Here is a 14,734-nt window from a genome sequence, read left to right as displayed (position 1 = left end):
CTCTGTCACGCATTCGCCTGCGATTTAGTCATTCCCCGAAGACTTTGAAACCGCTTTCCGCAGCGCAGCGACGTCGCGGAAGAGCCGCGGCAGGCGGCGCAGTCCCTTATAGACCTCGATGTTCTGATCCATCTTCATTGCCGGGTAGCCCATCATCACCCGCCCCTCGGGCACGTTCGAGAGCGCGATCGTGCCGCCGCCCAGGATGACGCGCGCGCCGATCCGCAGGTTGTCCGCGACCCCCGACGCGCCGCCCAGCACGCTGTGATCGCCGATCACCGTGGACCCGCCGATGCCGACGAGGCCGCAGAGCAGGCAATGCTGCCCGATCACCACGTTGTGGCCGACCTGCACGTTGTTGTCGATCTTGGTCCCGGTTCCGATCGCGGTGTCGCGCACGGTGCCCCGGTCGATGGACGAATTGGCGCCAACCTCGACATCGTGGCCCAGCGTGACCGCGCCCAGCGAATGGATGCGCGCCCAGCTTTGCGCCTCTGTCCCGCCCTGATCGCCGAGGCTTTCGCGGGCGCGCTCGACGCCCGAGACTTCGGGGGTGACGAAGGAAAAGCCGTCCGAGCCGATCACCGCGTTGAACTGCGCGATGAGCCGGTCCCCGGCGGTGACGCCCGCCCCGATCCGCGCGCCCGCATGGATGAGCGCGCCCGCCCCGATCCGCGCGCCGCGCCCGATGAAGACCTGCGGGCCGATCACGCTGCCCGCGCCGATCTCCACCTCCGCGCCGATCATGGTAAAGGGCCCCACGGCGACATCCGGCGCCAGCTTCGCGCTGGGATCGATCACCGCGCTTTCATGCACGCCCGGCCCGTAGCCCTGCCCCGGATCGAAGGCCGCCGAGACGCCCGACAGCGCGTAGCGCGGCCGCTTCGCGAGGATCGCGGCCTCGAGGCCGAAGCCCTGCCAATCCGCGCCCTCCCACAAAAGCGCCACCCGCGCGCCGCCCTGGCCCAGCTGTTCGGCGAAGGCGGGCTTCAGCGCGATGGCCAGCCGGTCGGGCGGGCAATCGGCGGGCTCGGCCACGCCGACGACCGCGATGCTGCCGTCGCCCACGGCGTCCAGTCCCGTGGCACGGGCGATCTCGGCGATGGTGTGGCGCATGGCGGTCTCCGGGCAGATATGCCCGGAGTGTTAGCTTTGAAGGTCGCCCAGCGAAACCCCTGCCGCTTCCAGCGCCCGCCAGATCTGCGCATCGCGCCCGTAGATGTCGTCGCGGAACTGGGTGCGGCCCTTGGCGGTGGTGAAGGCGGTGCGGTAGATCAGGTGCACCGGCACCTGCTTGTCCAGCACCACCCGCTGGGTCACGCCGGTGCGCAGCTTGGCCTGGAAGAAGCTCTCCGGATCGGCCTCCTGCGGGGCCAGGAGCGCATAGGCGAAGTCATGCGGATCGTTCAGCCGGATGCAGCCATGCGAGAAGGCGCGCACATCGCGGCTGAACAGGCTCTTGGCGGGCGTGTCGTGCAGGTAGATGTTGTAGCGGTTGGGGAACATGAACTTCACGGTCCCGAGCGCGTTTTTCGGCCCCGGCGGCTGCTGCATCGAGTAGGGGAAACTCGAGGCCGAATATTGCGAGAAGCCCCGCCCCCGGTTCACCGTCCGGCCGCGGCTGTCGACAATGCGCAGATGGCCCGCGGCCCCTGGGTTGCGCCGCAACGCGGGCAGGTATTCGTTCACGATGATGGAGCGCGGCACGTACCAGCTCGGATTGATCTCCATATGCTCCATCACGTCGGAAAACTCGGGCGTCTGATGCGTCGAGAGGTTCTTGCCGATGACCGACCGGGTCTCGAAGGTGACCTTGTCGTCGTCGTAGATGCGGGCCACGAACTCGGTCAGGTTGACCTTGATGTGCCGGTCGCCGAGGCCCCCGGGCATGTTCATCCAGCGCTCGCGCTCCATCGCGACGATCACCGATTTCAGCCGTTCGTCGATGCCGACATTGATCGCCTTCAGGGTGGCCGCGCCCGCGACGCCGTCCTCCTCCATGCCGTGATCGCGCTGGAAGTCGCGCACCGCCGCCTCGATCGCCTTGTCGTAGAGCGCGGTCGAGGTATGGCCGAGATAGCCCATCGCGATGAGCCGGTTGCGCAGGTCGACCACCGCCGCACCGGACTGGCCGGGCTCGAGGCTGGAGGCGTTGACGGGCTTGCCCCAGCCGCCCCTCGCGCGCCGCGTCTCGAGCGCTACGCGGGTCGCCATCAGGCGGATGTATTCGGGGCTTTGCGGCGCGAGCGAGCGGAAAAGCGCGCGCGGGTCCTCGTTCATCAGCCGCGCGAGCAGTTCCTCGGGACTGCGCTGCTGCGGGTCGCGCTTGATGCCGCTGGCGGCCTCGCGCGGATCGAGGATGCCGGTCTGCAGGTCATGGGCCAGCCGCAGGTAAGCCTTCGACAGCGCGATCTCGGCCAGGCCGCGATCCCGGGGGGTGCGGGCGTCGCGCAATTTCCGGTAAAGCGCGTCGGCATCGTGGCGCGCGGCGGGAATCCCGTGGGACGGGGCGCGGCGCATCGCGTCGAGAAGGAAGGCCCGGCGCTGGCGGTCGAGCTCGCCGGGGCCGGTCCAGACCGGCTCGAAGAGGCGCGTCCGGTAGAAATCGCTGAGCCCGTCGTGATCGGCCACCGTTTCGGCCACGGCCTGCTTGAACGCGGTGACCTGCGCCGTTGCGGGTGCCGGCGCGACCGCGACACCCAGGGCCAGCGCGCCCGCCATGGCAAGGGGTTTCAGCGCGCGGGGAAGACGGACGGACATGCGAGGCACCTCAAAAGACTTTGACACAAAGGGGTTACCCCATCAGAAGCCGGAAAGTTCCTGCTGTCCATTCACAAATGCATGCACGGGCCGCCTCTTTTGCGCTGCGCCGCCTCGCTGCACCGGGTCTGTGACATGACTGCGACAATCCGGACACGGCGCGATACTTTGGGCAACTTTTCGCCGAAAAGTATTGTACGCTTCGTGAACATCCCCGGGCCGGGTTTCGGTTAGATTCGGTTTATGCAATAAAATTTAAGACATCTGGGGATAGATGGCAGGCGTGCCCAACGAGGCGCGCGATACAGGACAGAACAACGGGACAGGCTTCCGATGACTCAAGCACGCTTTGGCGGCATTACGCGCCGTGGGCTTTTACAGGCCTTCGCCGCGACGACGATCACAGCCGCACCGACTTTCGCGAACGCCGCGGGGTTCCTTCGCGGGGGCGGCGACATCCGCCGCATCAAGATGTATTCCGGGCGCACCGGAGAACGCATCGACATGATCTACTGGGTGGATGGCGATTACATCGCCGACGCCGTGAACGAGATCAATTACTTCATGCGCGACTGGCGCAACAACAAGGTGAAGTCGATCGACCTGCGCACGATCGACATCATGGCGGCGTCGCACAACCTGCTCGACGCGTCCGATCCCTACATGCTGATCTCGGGCTACCGCAGCCCCGAGACGAACGCGATGCTGCGCCGCCGCTCTTCGGGCGTGGCGAAGAATTCGCGTCACCTGCGCGGGGAGGCCGCGGATCTGCGACTCAATTCCCGCTCGGTCAGCCAGATCGCCCGCGCCGCCGCGGCCTGCCGCGCGGGCGGGGTCGGGCGCTATTCGGGTTCGAACTTCGTGCATATGGATTGCGGCCCGGTGCGCAGCTGGGGCGGATAAGCGCCGGAACCGCAGGGGATTGTGAAACGAGGCGCCGGGTTCGGCGCCTTTTTTCGTGCCGCATGTCCGGGCCGGCGCGGCGCCTTCAGACCGGCTCGGCGGCGGGCGCGTCCTGCGGCCGCGTTGGAGGCGCTGCCTCCAAACCTCCGGAGGTATTTTCGGTCCGGCCGTGACAGGGGCGCGGCGCTTCCCGCAGAGGTGGGACGCCCGGCGGCGGTCGGGGCGGCGCGCAGAATATGCGCGGGATTTTCGGAACATCGAGGGAAAGTGGCGCGGTTGACGGGGCTCGAACCCGCGACCCCCGGCGTGACAGGCCGGTACTCTAACCAACTGAGCTACAACCGCGCATCGCGTGCGGGGTGGATCGGGACGGGACAGCGGTGGCGCGGTTGACGGGGCTCGAACCCGCGACCCCCGGCGTGACAGGCCGGTACTCTAACCAACTGAGCTACAACCGCTCGCTGCCCGCCCGGGTGCCCCGGACGTGTCGGGCGTTCTATGGCCGGTCTCCTGCCCCGTCAAGCGGAATTGGCGGCGAAACGCAGATCATCGGCACGCCCGGCGGCGTTTTTTCCGCGCCCCGCGCGGCGCTCCGCTCAGCGGTCGGGCAGCGGGATGAATTCCGCGTCGTCGCCCGGGGGCAGATGGAAGCGGCCATCGGCCCAATCCTCGCGCCGCCAGGCCTCTTTCGCCTCCTCGATCCGCTCCTTCGAGGAGGCCACGAAGTTCCACCAGATATAGCGCGGCCCCTCCAGCGTCTCGCCGCCCAGCAGCATCACCCGCGCGCCCTGCCCGCCCGCCTTCAGCGACACCCGGTCGCCGGGGCGGAAGACCATCATCTGCCCGGCCTCATAGGTCTCACCCGCGATCTCGACCGCGCCCGAGACCACGTAGACGCCGCGATCCTCGTGATCCTCGGGCAGCGGGATCTGCGCGCCCGGCTCAAGCACCGCATCGGCATAGAACATCTCGGAGGCGGTCTTGACCGGCGCGGTCTCGCCCCAGGCGGAGCCGAGGATGAGCCGCACCTCCTTGCCCTCGCCTTCCATGAAGGGCAGCGCCGAGGCCGGCGCATGTTCGAAGTCCGGCGCGCGGTCCTCGTGATCCTTGGGCAGCGCCACCCAGGTCTGGATGCCGAAAAAGGGCATCGGGTCGGTCTGGGTCGCGTCGTCGGTGCGCTCGGAATGGGTGATGCCGTGGCCCGCCACCATCCAGTTCACCGCGCCGGGCTCGATCCAGGCATCGGTCCCGAGGCTGTCGCGATGGTGCATCCGCCCCCGGAAGAGATAGGAGATGGTCGCGAGCCCGATATGCGGGTGCGGGCGGACGTCGAGGCCCTTGGTGGGCAGGAATTCCGCCGGGCCCATCTGGTCGAAGAAGATGAACGGCCCGACCATCTGCCGCTTGGGCGCGGGCAGCGCGCGGCGCACCTTGAAGCCGCCGAGATCGCGGGCGCGCGGGATGATGACGGTGTCGATGGCATCCACATCGTCGCCGGTGGGGCAATGCGGATCGAGGGCGGGGTTCCAGCTCATGGGGTGACACTCCTTTGGGTTCCACCCCGATATTGGCAGAGATCGCCCGTTCGAAAACCGCCACCGCCGAGCGGCTTCTGTGCGAAGATGCGCAGACCGACCCGGCCACTGCGCCACCTGACGCGCATTGGCGTCATTGTTGTCTCAATTTTGCGCCTTCCCGACCGCCTCTGCTGCACTCAAAAGACACTTTCCTGCGTGAAATGTTGCCGCCGTGACCGAGTCTGCGTTCAACCCGAAGCCCGAATGGCACATCCGCGACCTTCTCGGCCGGGTGCATGTCTGCGAATCCGCCCGGATTCGCCGCTGCCTGCTGTCGCCCAGCGGGCAGATCTTCCTCGGCTTACTGCTGATCGTGGTCATCATCGCCGACCCGTTGCGGATCGCGGGACTCCTCGGCGGGCCGGCCACGGCGGTGGGCTACGCGGTGCTGCTTTGGGTCTATGCGCTCTGCCATTGGGCGATCCTGCATGGCAGCCGTTGGCTGCGGCAGGCGGGATTGCTGGCGCATTGGCCGATCCTGCTTTCCTCGCTGATCTCCGCGGTGGCGGTCACGACGCCGCTCCTGCTCTGGACCGGCGAGGTGAGCTGGGCCATGACCGCCAGCCGGGCGGTGCTCTACGCAATTCTTCTCGGCGTGTTCGAGACGCTGTTCCTGCGCTTCGTCCTGCCGCAGGAGACCCGCCGCGACGCAGCAACCGACGCCGACGCGGAACCTGCCGCCGAGCCCGCCCCCGGCGAGGGCGCGATCGTCATCGACGGCATCGCCTTCGAGATCGACCGGCTCATTGCCATCGAGGCGCGGCAGCATCACCTCCGGATCATCGAGGAAAACGGCAAGCGCACGCTGCGCGGGCGGCTGCGCGACGCGGTGGCGCAGGCCCCCCGCGACAGCGGCATCCAGCCGCACCGGTCCTGGTGGGTGGCGGCGCGGGCGGTGGCCGAAATGCGCCGCGAGGACGGCAAATGCGTGCTGCGTCTGGTCGATGGCCGCGATGTGCCGGTCGCGCGCGGCCGGATCCGCGCCATCGAGGACTGGCTTGCCGCGCGGGCGCCTTTGCCTTGACGCCTGCCCCCGCTACCTCGGTCTCACGACCGAGGAGTGCTTATGCTGACCGTCCGCGATATCGAGAAAAGCTTCACCGGCGCCGACCGTGCGCATGCCGTCCTGCGCGGCGTCTCGCTCGAGGTGGCGGGCGGCGAAAGCGTGGCGCTGACGGGCGAATCGGGGTCCGGCAAGTCGACGCTTCTGCATTGCATCGGCTGTCTTGATACGCCCGACCGGGGTGAGGTGACGCTCGATGGCACCCGGATCTCGGGCCTCGACGAGGCGGGCCGCGCGGCCATGCGCCGCGACCGGATCGGCGTCGTCTTCCAGAGCCTGAACCTCATCCCGTCGCTCGACGTGCGCGCCAACCTGTCGTTCCAAGCGCGGCTCTCGGGGCGGGCCGATCCCCAATGGCAGGCGGAATTGTCCGAACGGCTGGGCCTTACCCCCTATCTCGACCGCTACCCCGAGGAGCTTTCGGGCGGCCAGCAGCAGCGCGTCGCAATCGGCCGGGCCATCGCCAACCGCCCGTCCCTGCTGCTGGCCGACGAGCCCACCGGCAATCTCGACGAGGAAACCGCGGGCCGCGTGCTGGACCTGCTGCTCGAGCTTGCCCGCGAGACCGGCGCGGCTTTCCTGATGGTCACCCATTCCGACCGGCACGCCGCCCGCATGGACCGGCGGCTGCATCTCGAACAGGGCCGCATCGCATGATGATGCGCACCGGGATGTCGGCCCTGCTGGCGCATTGGCGGCGGCATCCGATCCAGCTGGCGACGCTGCTGATCGGGCTCGCGCTCGCCACCGCGCTCTGGTCCGGAGTGCAGGCGATCAATGCCGAGGCCCGGGCGAGCTATGACCGCGCGGCGGGGGCGCTGGGGCAAGGCACGCTCGACCGTCTGGTCTCGGCCGAGGGCGTCACGCTGGGCGATTTCGCCGATCTGCGGCGCGCGGGCTACGTCGTCACGCCGCTTGTCGAGGGCACGCTGGCTTTGGGCGAAACGCGCCTCACGCTGCGCGGGATCGACCCGCTCACCGCGCCGCCGGGGCTCGGCAACGCCGCCATCGCGGGCGACGACACCGCGCTCGACGGGCTTCTCTCCGAAGACGGCCTGCTGCTGGTCGCGCCCGAAACCGCCCGTGGCCTGCCGCGCGACGGCCTGCCGCCCCTGCGCCTCTCGGGGCAGGTCGACCAGGGCACGGCGCTCACCGAAATCACCACCGCTCAGCGGCTCCTGGGCGTCGAAGAGCTGACCGCCCTCGTGCTCGCGCCCGAGCAGCCTTTCGGCCTGCCCGCAATCGAGACCGCCACGCGCCTGACCCGGATCGAGGGGCAATCGGGCGGCGATCTGGCGCGGCTAACGGATTCGTTTCACCTCAACCTCACCGCCTTCGGCCTGCTGTCCTTCGCCGTGGGTCTTTTCATCGTGCAATCGGCCATCGGGCTCGCCTTCGAGCAGCGCCGCGCGACCTTTCGCACCCTGCGCGCCCTGGGCCTGCCGCTGTCGCGGCTGATGGTGCTGCTGGCGGCCGAGCTGTCGCTGATCGCGCTTCTGGCGGGGATCGCGGGCATCGCGCTCGGCTATGCCATCGCGGCGACGCTGCTGCCGGGGGTCGCGGGCACGTTGCGCGGGCTCTATGGCGCCGATGTGTCGGGCCAGCTCGGTTTCGATCCGCTCTGGGCGCTGTCGGCGCTCGCGATCGCGCTTCTGGGGGCGGGGCTGGCCGGGGCGCAGGCGCTGTGGCGGGTGGCGCAGATGCCGCTTCTGGCCCCGGCCCGGCCGCGCGCCTGGGCGATGGCCAATGCCCGCGCGCTGCGGCTGCAGGGGGCTTTCGCCGCGGCGCTGCTGGGGGCGAGCCTCGGGCTCGCGATCTGGGGCGACGGGCTGGTTCTCGCCTTCGCCTGCCTCGCCGCCCTGCTGATCGGCGCCGCGCTGGCGCTGCCGCCGGTGCTGATCGGCACGCTGCGCCTGCTGCGCCCCTTGGCGCGCGGCCCGGTCGGCGGCTGGCTTTTGGCCGATGCGCGCCAGCAGGTGCCCGCCCTGTCGCTCGCGCTGATGGCGCTTCTCTTGGCGCTGTCGGCCAATATCGGCGTCGGCACGATGGTGGGCTCGTTCCGCACCACCTTCACCGGCTGGCTCGATCAGCGGCTCGCGGCGGAGCTTTACGTGACCGCGCGCACGCCCTCTGAGGCGCAGGCGATCCGCGCCGCGGTGGCGCCCGAGGTCGACGCGATCCTGCCGGTCTGGTCGGTGGACGTGACCGTCGCCGCGCAACCGGCCGAGATCTTCGGCATCGTCGATCATCCCACCTATCGCGACAACTGGCCGCTTCTGCGCGCCGAGCCGCAGGTCTGGGACCGGATCGCCGCGGGCGACGCGGTGCTGGTCAACGAACAGCTCTTCCGGCGCGAGGCGCTGGCCCTGGGCGAGCCCATCGCCATCACCCCCGACTGGACTCTGCCCATCGCCGGGGTCTATTCCGATTACGGCAACCCGGCGGGCCAGCTCATCACCGGCATTGAGGCGCTGGACCAGCGCTTTCCGAACCGCCCGCGCCTGCGCTTCGCCCTGCGGGTCGACCCCGAGGCGGTGCCCGACCTCGTCGCCATGCTGCGCGACCGGTTCGACCTGCCCGCCGCCAACGTGATCGACCAGGCGCAGGTCAAGGCGCTGTCGTTGCGCATCTTCGACCAGACCTTCCTCGTCTCGGGCGCGCTCAACGTGCTGACGCTGGGCGTGGCGGGTTTTGCCATCCTCACCAGCCTGCTGACGCTGTCGACCCTGCGCCTGCCGCAGCTGGCCCCGGTCTGGGCGCTGGGGCTGACGCCGGGGCGGCTCGGGCGGCTCGAAGTGGCGCGCACCGCGCTTCTGGCGCTGCTCACCTGGGCGGTCGCGGTCCCGGTGGGCCTGCTGCTCGCCTGGGTGCTTCTGGCCATCGCCAACGTGGAGGCCTTCGGCTGGCGCCTGCCCATGGTGCTCTTTCCCGCGCAATGGCTGTGGCTGGCGCTCGCCGCGCTGGCGGCGGCGATCCTCGCCTGCCTCTGGCCGGTCTACCGGCTGACGCGGCTGCCGCCCTCCCACCTTCTGCGGGTCTTCGCCAATGACCGTTAAAGCGCGCCTCACCGCCCTGTCCGTGGCCCTGTGCCTCGCCCTGCCCCTGTCCGTGCCGGGCCCCGCGACAGCGCAGGGCTTTGCCGGGCTCGGCGCCGAGGCGGAGAGCTTCGCCGTACCCGACCCCGACACCGAGTTCGCCTTTCCCGCCGATCACCTGCCGCATCCCGATTACCGCATCGAATGGTGGTACCTGACCGCCAACCTGGAGGCCGCGGACGGCACGCCCTACGGCGTTCAATGGACGCTCTTCCGCTCCGCCCGGCGGCCCGGCACCGCGCCGGGCTGGCAGGCGGATCAGCTCTGGATGGGCCATGCCGCGCTGACCTCCGCCGGGCAGCACCGCGTCGCGGAGCGTCTGGGCCGGGGCGGCACCGGGCAGGCCGGCGTGACCGAGGCGCCCTTCGAGGCCTTCATCGACGACTGGACGCTGCGCTCCCGGGCCGCGGACGGGGCCGATGCGCTCTCCTCGGTGCAGCTGACCGCGCGGGGCGCGGATTTCGCATACGACCTCGCGCTCGACGCGACCGGGCCGCTGATCTTCCAGGGCGATGACGGCTATTCGGTGAAATCGCCCGAAGGCCAGGCCAGCTATTACTATTCGCAACCCTTCTACGAGGTGGCGGGCACGCTGTCCCTGCCCGAAGGCGACGTGGCGGTGACCGGGACGGCTTGGCTCGACCGGGAATGGTCCTCGCAGCCCCTGTCCGAGACGCAGACCGGCTGGGACTGGTTCTCGCTCAATTTCGACAGCGGCGACAAGCTGATGGGCTTCGGACTGCGCTCCACCGATGGCAGCCACTTCACCTCCGCCACCTGGATCACGGCCACCGGCGCGACGCGGCCCTACGGCGACGGCGCGCTCAGCGTGACACCGCTGGAGACGGCCGATGTGGCCGGGCGCGACATTCCCGTGCGCTGGCGCGTGACGCTGCCCGAGGAAGGGCTCGACATCACCACCGAGCCGCTCAATCCCCAGGCCTGGATGGACACGCTCTTTCCCTATTGGGAAGGGCCAATCAGCCTCTCGGGCAGCCATCCCGGGCGCGGTTATCTGGAAATGACCGGCTATCCGCCGCGCGAGTGACGGCGCAAGGCTTCGCCGGGGGGCATGGTGGGCGGTGAGGGGCTCGAACCCCCGACATCTTCGGTGTAAACGAAGCGCTCTACCAACTGAGCTAACCGCCCCCGGCCCGCTGTCTAGAGCGGCGCCGCGTGGCCTTCAAGTCCTCTCGCGGCCTCGATCGCCACGAGAAAGGCGCGCCCGGCCGGGACGCGCCTTCAGGAATTCTGGTGGGTGATAAGAGATTCGAACTCCTGACATCTTCGATGTGAACGAAGCGCTCTACCACTGAGCTAATCACCCGGTGCGGGCGTCTTTAGCTTTACTCCGCCGCCTGCGCAAGGGGGTCGGGCGCGTCCTTTTCGGCCTCGGCAGGCTGGCGCACCTTGGTGACCAGAACCTGCCCGTTGCCGGTGTCGCGCACGCGCTGCACCTTCATCTTGCCGAAGGGTTTGACGTTCAGCTCGCGGCCCTCGGCCAGCGCTTCGCCGAGGATGGCGAGCACCGCCTCGACAGCCGGTTTCGCGTCGCGTTTCTTGACGCCGGAGCGGCGCACGACCTTGTCGATCAGCTCGCGCTTCTTCAGTTCGGGCTGCATGCCGGGCGGCAGAAGCGTCGGATCGAGCGTGGCCGCCACCGCGGTATGCAGCGCGTCCTCCGCCGCCAGGGGCGCCCGCGCAGGCTGCGTCGCGCTCGATTTGGCCGCGTTTTTCGTTTCGGATTTCACCGCCGTCTTGGCAGGTTTGCGCGCGGTCTTGGCGGACCCGGTCCGCGTCGAGGATTTCGAGGAGGTCATGCCTGTTTCCTTGCTCTGGGGCCATTGACGGCCTTCTGTCGGGCACAGGATAGCAGGTTCTGCGCGTCAAGCCAAAACCTTGTCGCGCCCCATTGGTATAGGGGCGGAGGCGAAACGGGTCGGATCCCGCCTCGGGCGGCGGTCCGGGCGCGCCATGGGATCACCGCAGAGCGCAGCGTCGTCCTGCCCGCCTGCCGGGCCCGGCGCCCATGAAAAACGCCGCGGGCCAGAGACCCGCGGCGTCGTTCGTTCTCATCTCGCGCGATGCGCTCAGTGCGCGATGGCACCGGGCTCCTCGCCGCGCTTCTCGGCCAGGGCCTGCGCCGCGGCCTCTTCCGCCGCCTCGTCCCATTCGATGGGCTCGGGCTTGGAGACGAGCGCCCGGTCCAGCACCTCGAAGACGTGGCTGACCGGCACGATCTCGAGCCCGTCCTTCACGTTGTCGGGCAGCTCGGCGAGGTCCTTCTCGTTCTCCTTCGGGATGAAGACCGTCTTGATCCCGCCGCGCAGGGCCGCGAGCAGCTTCTCCTTCAGGCCGCCGATGGGCAGCGCGTTGCCGCGCAGCGTCACCTCGCCCGTCATGGCGATGTCGCGGCGCACCGGGATGCCCGTCAGCACCGACACGATGGAGGTCACCATCGCGAGACCGGCCGAGGGGCCGTCCTTGGGCGTCGCTCCCTCGGGGACGTGGACGTGGATGTCCATCCGCTCGAATTTCGGCGGCTTGACCCCGATCTGGGGCGAAATCGAGCGCACGTAGCTCGACGCCGCGTCGATCGATTCCTTCATCACGTCACCGAGCTTGCCGGTGGTCTTCATCCGGCCCTTGCCCGGCAGGCGCAGCGCCTCGATCTGCAGCAGATCGCCCCCGACGGAGGTATAGGCGAGGCCCGTGACCACACCGACCTGGTTCTCTTCCTCGGCGAGACCGTATTTGTGCCGCCGCACGCCCAGGTAATCGGACAGGTTTTCCGGCGTGATGACGACCTTGTCGGCCTCTTTCTTGACGATCGTGGTGACCGCCTTCCGCGCGAGCTTCGAGAGCTCCCGCTCGAGGTTCCGCACGCCCGCCTCGCGGGTGTAGTAGCGGATCACGTCCGTGAGCGCCGCGTCGGTGATCTCGAACTCGCCCTTCTTCAGGCCGTGGTTCTTGATCGCTTTGCCAATCAGGTGACGCTTGGCGATCTCGGCCTTCTCGTCCTCGGTGTAGCCCGCAAGCGGGATGATCTCCATCCGGTCCAGAAGCGGGCCCGGCATGTTGTAGGAGTTCGCCGTGGTCAGGAACATCACGTTCGAGAGGTCGTATTCCACCTCAAGATAGTGATCCACGAAGGTGGCATTCTGCTCGGGGTCGAGCACTTCGAGCATCGCCGAAGCCGGATCGCCACGGAAGTCCTGCCCCATCTTGTCGATCTCGTCGAGCAGGATGAGCGGGTTCGTGGTCTTGGCCTTCTTCAGCGCCTGAATGATCTTGCCCGGCATGGAGCCGATATAGGTCCGGCGGTGGCCGCGGATCTCGCTCTCGTCGCGCACGCCGCCCAGCGAGATGCGAATGAATTCGCGCCCCGTGGCCTTGGCGACCGACTTGCCGAGCGAGGTCTTGCCCACGCCCGGAGGACCCACGAGGCACATGATCGGCCCCTTGAGCTTCTTCGAGCGCTGCTGCACCGCGAGATACTCGACGATCCGCTCCTTCACCTTCTCGAGGCTGTAATGGTCGTCGTCGAGGATCTTCTGGGCGCGGCCCAGATCCTTCTTCACGCGCGACTTCGTGCCCCACGGGATCGACAGCATCCAGTCGAGATAGTTGCGAACGACGGTGGCTTCCGCCGACATCGGGCTCATGTTCTTGAGCTTCTTGATCTCGGCCTCGGCCTTCTCGCGAGCTTCCTTGGACAGCTTCGTCTCCGAGACACGCTTTTCCAGCTCGGCCACTTCGTTCTGGCCGTCCTCGCCGTCGCCCAGCTCCTTCTGAATGGCTTTCATCTGCTCATTCAGATAATATTCGCGCTGGGTCCGCTCCATCTGGCTCTTGACGCGGGTCTTGATCTTCTTCTCGACCTGCAGGACGGACATTTCCCCCTGCATGTGGCCGTAGACCTTTTCCAGCCGCTCGGAGATCGACAGCGTCTCCAGAAGCTCCTGCTTCTGGTCGACCTCGATGCCGAGATGGCCCGCCACGAGATCGGCAAGCTTCGCCGGCTCGTCGGTCTCCGAGACCGCCGACAGCGCCTCTTCCGGAATGTTCTTCTTCACCTTGGCGTAGCGCTCGAACTCGGCCTCGACCGTGCGCACCAGCGCCTCGATCGCGGTGGCGTCGCCCGGCATCTCGGTCAGGTATTCCGCGGAGGCCTCGAAGAAGGCCTCGTTGTCGGTGAAATGCTCGATCCGCACGCGTGCCTGGCCCTCGACCAGCACCTTCACGGTGCCGTCGGGCAGCTTCAGCAGCTGCAGGACGTTGGCCAGAACGCCCGCCTTGTAGATGCGATCCGCGGTCGGATCGTCGTCGGAGGCGTCCATCTGGCTGACAAGCAGGATCTGCTTGTCGTCGTTCATCACCTCTTCCAGCGCGCGCACCGACTTCTCGCGGCCCACGAAGAGCGGCACGATCATGTGCGGGAAAACCACGATATCGCGCAGCGGCAGCACCGGATAAGATGTGTTGAGTGGCTGTTGCATGCTTGTTCCTTGTACCTGGCAGAACGGTCGCGGCCCCGGCAATCGGCAGCCCCATCCGTCCCCGTCTGGACTATGTAAGTGGGGCGATCCCCCGGCCAATTCAAGCTCCCGGGCGCCCCGCATCCCCTGCAGAATGACCAAGCCGCCCGGCCGGCGCAAGACGCGCCGCGCGACAGATCCGCGCCCGCGGTGGAAAACCGCTGCGGGCGGCCGCCCGGTCGGGCGATCGGGCGGTCAGGCGGTGGTCAGGTGATGGTCAGGCCGCGGGCCGGTGCCTCGGTCAGCGCCGAGACCGACATGATCTCGGTGATCACGCCCGTGCGGTCCGGCACGCCGATCACGGTGACGTCCCAGCAGGCCGGGCGGCCTTTGGCGGTGGGGCATTCGGCCACGAAATTCACGCAATGGCCTTCGCTGGCCTCCTCCACCGCGCGGGTCAGCATGCCGCGCGCCGAATCGGGCCAGAGCGACCACCACTTCTTGCCGAGGATGGCGTTCAGGTCGTCGATTTCCATCACGCAGCGCCCGTTCCGGCTCATGTAGCGCAGGCTGCCATTGGGGGTCATCAGCTTCACGCAGTCGCGCGAACAGGACATCAGCATCGCCGTGCGCGCATCGAGCGCCACGCCGGTGGCGCGGGCCTCGTCGATGTCTTCGAGGGCGGTCTTGAGCGAGTCGAGCATGGCCAGGTCCTTTCGCAGCTTCGGCCTGGAGGGGCGCCATGGTGTCCAGCTAAACGAATCCGGCGAAAATGAAAGCCACGGGGCCGCAAGCCGGGCCTTGCCGGAATTGAGGGTGGCGCGCGCGCGCAACGCCGCGCCTCGGCCTCGCTCGCGG

General features: G+C 68.4%; 11 protein-coding genes and 4 tRNA genes. 5 read left to right on the top strand and 10 right to left on the bottom strand.

Features of this window, described 5'->3' with window-relative positions:
- Positions 1-24: 24 nt before the first annotated feature.
- Entirely contained in the window at positions 25-1,116 is a 1,092-nt protein-coding gene (gene lpxD / locus BW990_RS06460; protein ID WP_076446130.1) for a UDP-3-O-(3-hydroxymyristoyl)glucosamine N-acyltransferase, read from the bottom strand.
- 30 nt (positions 1,117-1,146) lie between these two features.
- On the bottom strand, positions 1,147-2,760 hold the full coding sequence (locus BW990_RS06455) for a L,D-transpeptidase family protein (protein ID WP_234990174.1): 1,614 nt from the start codon (positions 2,758-2,760) through the stop codon (positions 1,147-1,149).
- A 333-nt stretch (positions 2,761-3,093) separates the two neighbouring features.
- Between BW990_RS06455 and BW990_RS06450 the strand changes: the two genes are divergently transcribed.
- Positions 3,094-3,663: a YcbK family protein gene (locus tag BW990_RS06450; RefSeq protein WP_076446128.1), complete on the top strand. Its 570-nt coding sequence runs from the start codon at positions 3,094-3,096 to the stop codon at positions 3,661-3,663.
- A gap of 268 nt (positions 3,664-3,931) precedes the next feature.
- On the opposite strand, the gene BW990_RS06445 is transcribed toward BW990_RS06450, so the two are convergent.
- From BW990_RS06445 to BW990_RS06435, 3 genes are all read right to left on the bottom strand, one after another.
- A tRNA-Asp gene (locus BW990_RS06445) sits at positions 3,932-4,008 on the bottom strand.
- Between the two features lie 36 nt (positions 4,009-4,044).
- Positions 4,045-4,121, bottom strand: a tRNA-Asp gene (locus BW990_RS06440).
- A gap of 138 nt (positions 4,122-4,259) precedes the next feature.
- Positions 4,260-5,198 carry a pirin family protein gene (locus tag BW990_RS06435; protein ID WP_076446126.1) on the bottom strand — a complete coding sequence of 313 codons (939 nt, stop codon included), beginning with the start codon at positions 5,196-5,198 and terminating at the stop codon, positions 4,260-4,262.
- 214 nt (positions 5,199-5,412) lie between these two features.
- Here BW990_RS06435 and BW990_RS06430 point away from each other — a divergent pair, with 214 nt between their 5' ends.
- From BW990_RS06430 to BW990_RS06415, 4 genes are read left to right on the top strand one after another with little or no spacing between them, the layout of a single operon-like run.
- A complete protein-coding gene (locus BW990_RS06430; protein WP_076446124.1) occupies positions 5,413-6,264 on the top strand; it encodes a LytTR family DNA-binding domain-containing protein in 852 nt (283 codons plus the stop codon).
- 42 nt (positions 6,265-6,306) lie between these two features.
- Positions 6,307-6,960 (top strand): ABC transporter ATP-binding protein, encoded by a 654-nt coding sequence (locus BW990_RS06425; protein WP_076446122.1) that lies wholly within the window; start codon positions 6,307-6,309, stop codon positions 6,958-6,960.
- 2 nt (positions 6,961-6,962) lie between these two features.
- The gene (locus tag BW990_RS06420) at positions 6,963-9,359 is read left to right on the top strand and encodes an FtsX-like permease family protein (RefSeq protein ID WP_076446399.1); all 2,397 of its coding nucleotides are present in this window, start codon (positions 6,963-6,965) and stop codon (positions 9,357-9,359) included.
- The gene (locus BW990_RS06415) at positions 9,349-10,446 is read left to right on the top strand and encodes a lipocalin-like domain-containing protein (RefSeq protein ID WP_076446120.1); all 1,098 of its coding nucleotides are present in this window, start codon (positions 9,349-9,351) and stop codon (positions 10,444-10,446) included. Before BW990_RS06420 ends, BW990_RS06415 begins: the two co-directional genes overlap by 11 nt.
- 25 nt (positions 10,447-10,471) lie before the next feature.
- Here the strand turns inward: BW990_RS06415 and BW990_RS06410 are convergent.
- The 5 genes from BW990_RS06410 to BW990_RS06390 all read right to left on the bottom strand — a co-directional run bounded on the left by BW990_RS06410 (position 10,472) and on the right by BW990_RS06390 (position 14,580).
- A tRNA-Val gene (locus tag BW990_RS06410) sits at positions 10,472-10,547 on the bottom strand.
- Between the two features lie 103 nt (positions 10,548-10,650).
- Positions 10,651-10,725 (bottom strand) — tRNA-Val (locus BW990_RS06405).
- A gap of 19 nt (positions 10,726-10,744) precedes the next feature.
- Positions 10,745-11,218 carry an HU family DNA-binding protein gene (locus BW990_RS22195; protein ID WP_234990173.1) on the bottom strand — a complete coding sequence of 158 codons (474 nt, stop codon included), beginning with the start codon at positions 11,216-11,218 and terminating at the stop codon, positions 10,745-10,747.
- Positions 11,219-11,488: 270 nt separating this feature from the next.
- On the bottom strand, positions 11,489-13,897 hold the full coding sequence (gene lon, locus BW990_RS06395; RefSeq protein ID WP_076446118.1) for an endopeptidase La: 2,409 nt from the start codon (positions 13,895-13,897) through the stop codon (positions 11,489-11,491).
- 245 nt (positions 13,898-14,142) lie between these two features.
- Complete coding sequence (locus tag BW990_RS06390) at positions 14,143-14,580, bottom strand: PAS domain-containing protein (protein WP_076446116.1); 438 nt, start codon at positions 14,578-14,580, stop codon at positions 14,143-14,145.
- Positions 14,581-14,734: the final 154 nt, after the last annotated feature.

Source organism: Roseivivax lentus (assembly GCF_900156805.1).
Classification (GTDB): domain Bacteria; phylum Pseudomonadota; class Alphaproteobacteria; order Rhodobacterales; family Rhodobacteraceae; genus Roseivivax; species Roseivivax lentus.
Note: the sequence above shows the minus strand (reverse complement) of the source record. Positions and strands in the feature narration are given on the sequence as shown.

Coding starts and splice junctions, on each gene's coding strand:
- BW990_RS06390 (WP_076446116.1), bottom strand. CDS start 14,580: ATGCTCGACTCGCTCAAGACCGCCCTCGAAGACATCGACGAGGCCCGC.
- lon (WP_076446118.1), bottom strand. CDS start 13,897: ATGCAACAGCCACTCAACACATCTTATCCGGTGCTGCCGCTGCGCGAT.
- BW990_RS06455 (WP_234990174.1), bottom strand. CDS start 2,760: ATGTCCGTCCGTCTTCCCCGCGCGCTGAAACCCCTTGCCATGGCGGGC.
- BW990_RS06435 (WP_076446126.1), bottom strand. CDS start 5,198: ATGAGCTGGAACCCCGCCCTCGATCCGCATTGCCCCACCGGCGACGAT.
- BW990_RS06425 (WP_076446122.1), top strand. CDS start 6,307: ATGCTGACCGTCCGCGATATCGAGAAAAGCTTCACCGGCGCCGACCGT.
- BW990_RS06415 (WP_076446120.1), top strand. CDS start 9,349: ATGACCGTTAAAGCGCGCCTCACCGCCCTGTCCGTGGCCCTGTGCCTC.
- BW990_RS22195 (WP_234990173.1), bottom strand. CDS start 11,218: ATGACCTCCTCGAAATCCTCGACGCGGACCGGGTCCGCCAAGACCGCG.
- BW990_RS06450 (WP_076446128.1), top strand. CDS start 3,094: ATGACTCAAGCACGCTTTGGCGGCATTACGCGCCGTGGGCTTTTACAG.
- lpxD (WP_076446130.1), bottom strand. CDS start 1,116: ATGCGCCACACCATCGCCGAGATCGCCCGTGCCACGGGACTGGACGCC.
- BW990_RS06420 (WP_076446399.1), top strand. CDS start 6,963: ATGCGCACCGGGATGTCGGCCCTGCTGGCGCATTGGCGGCGGCATCCG.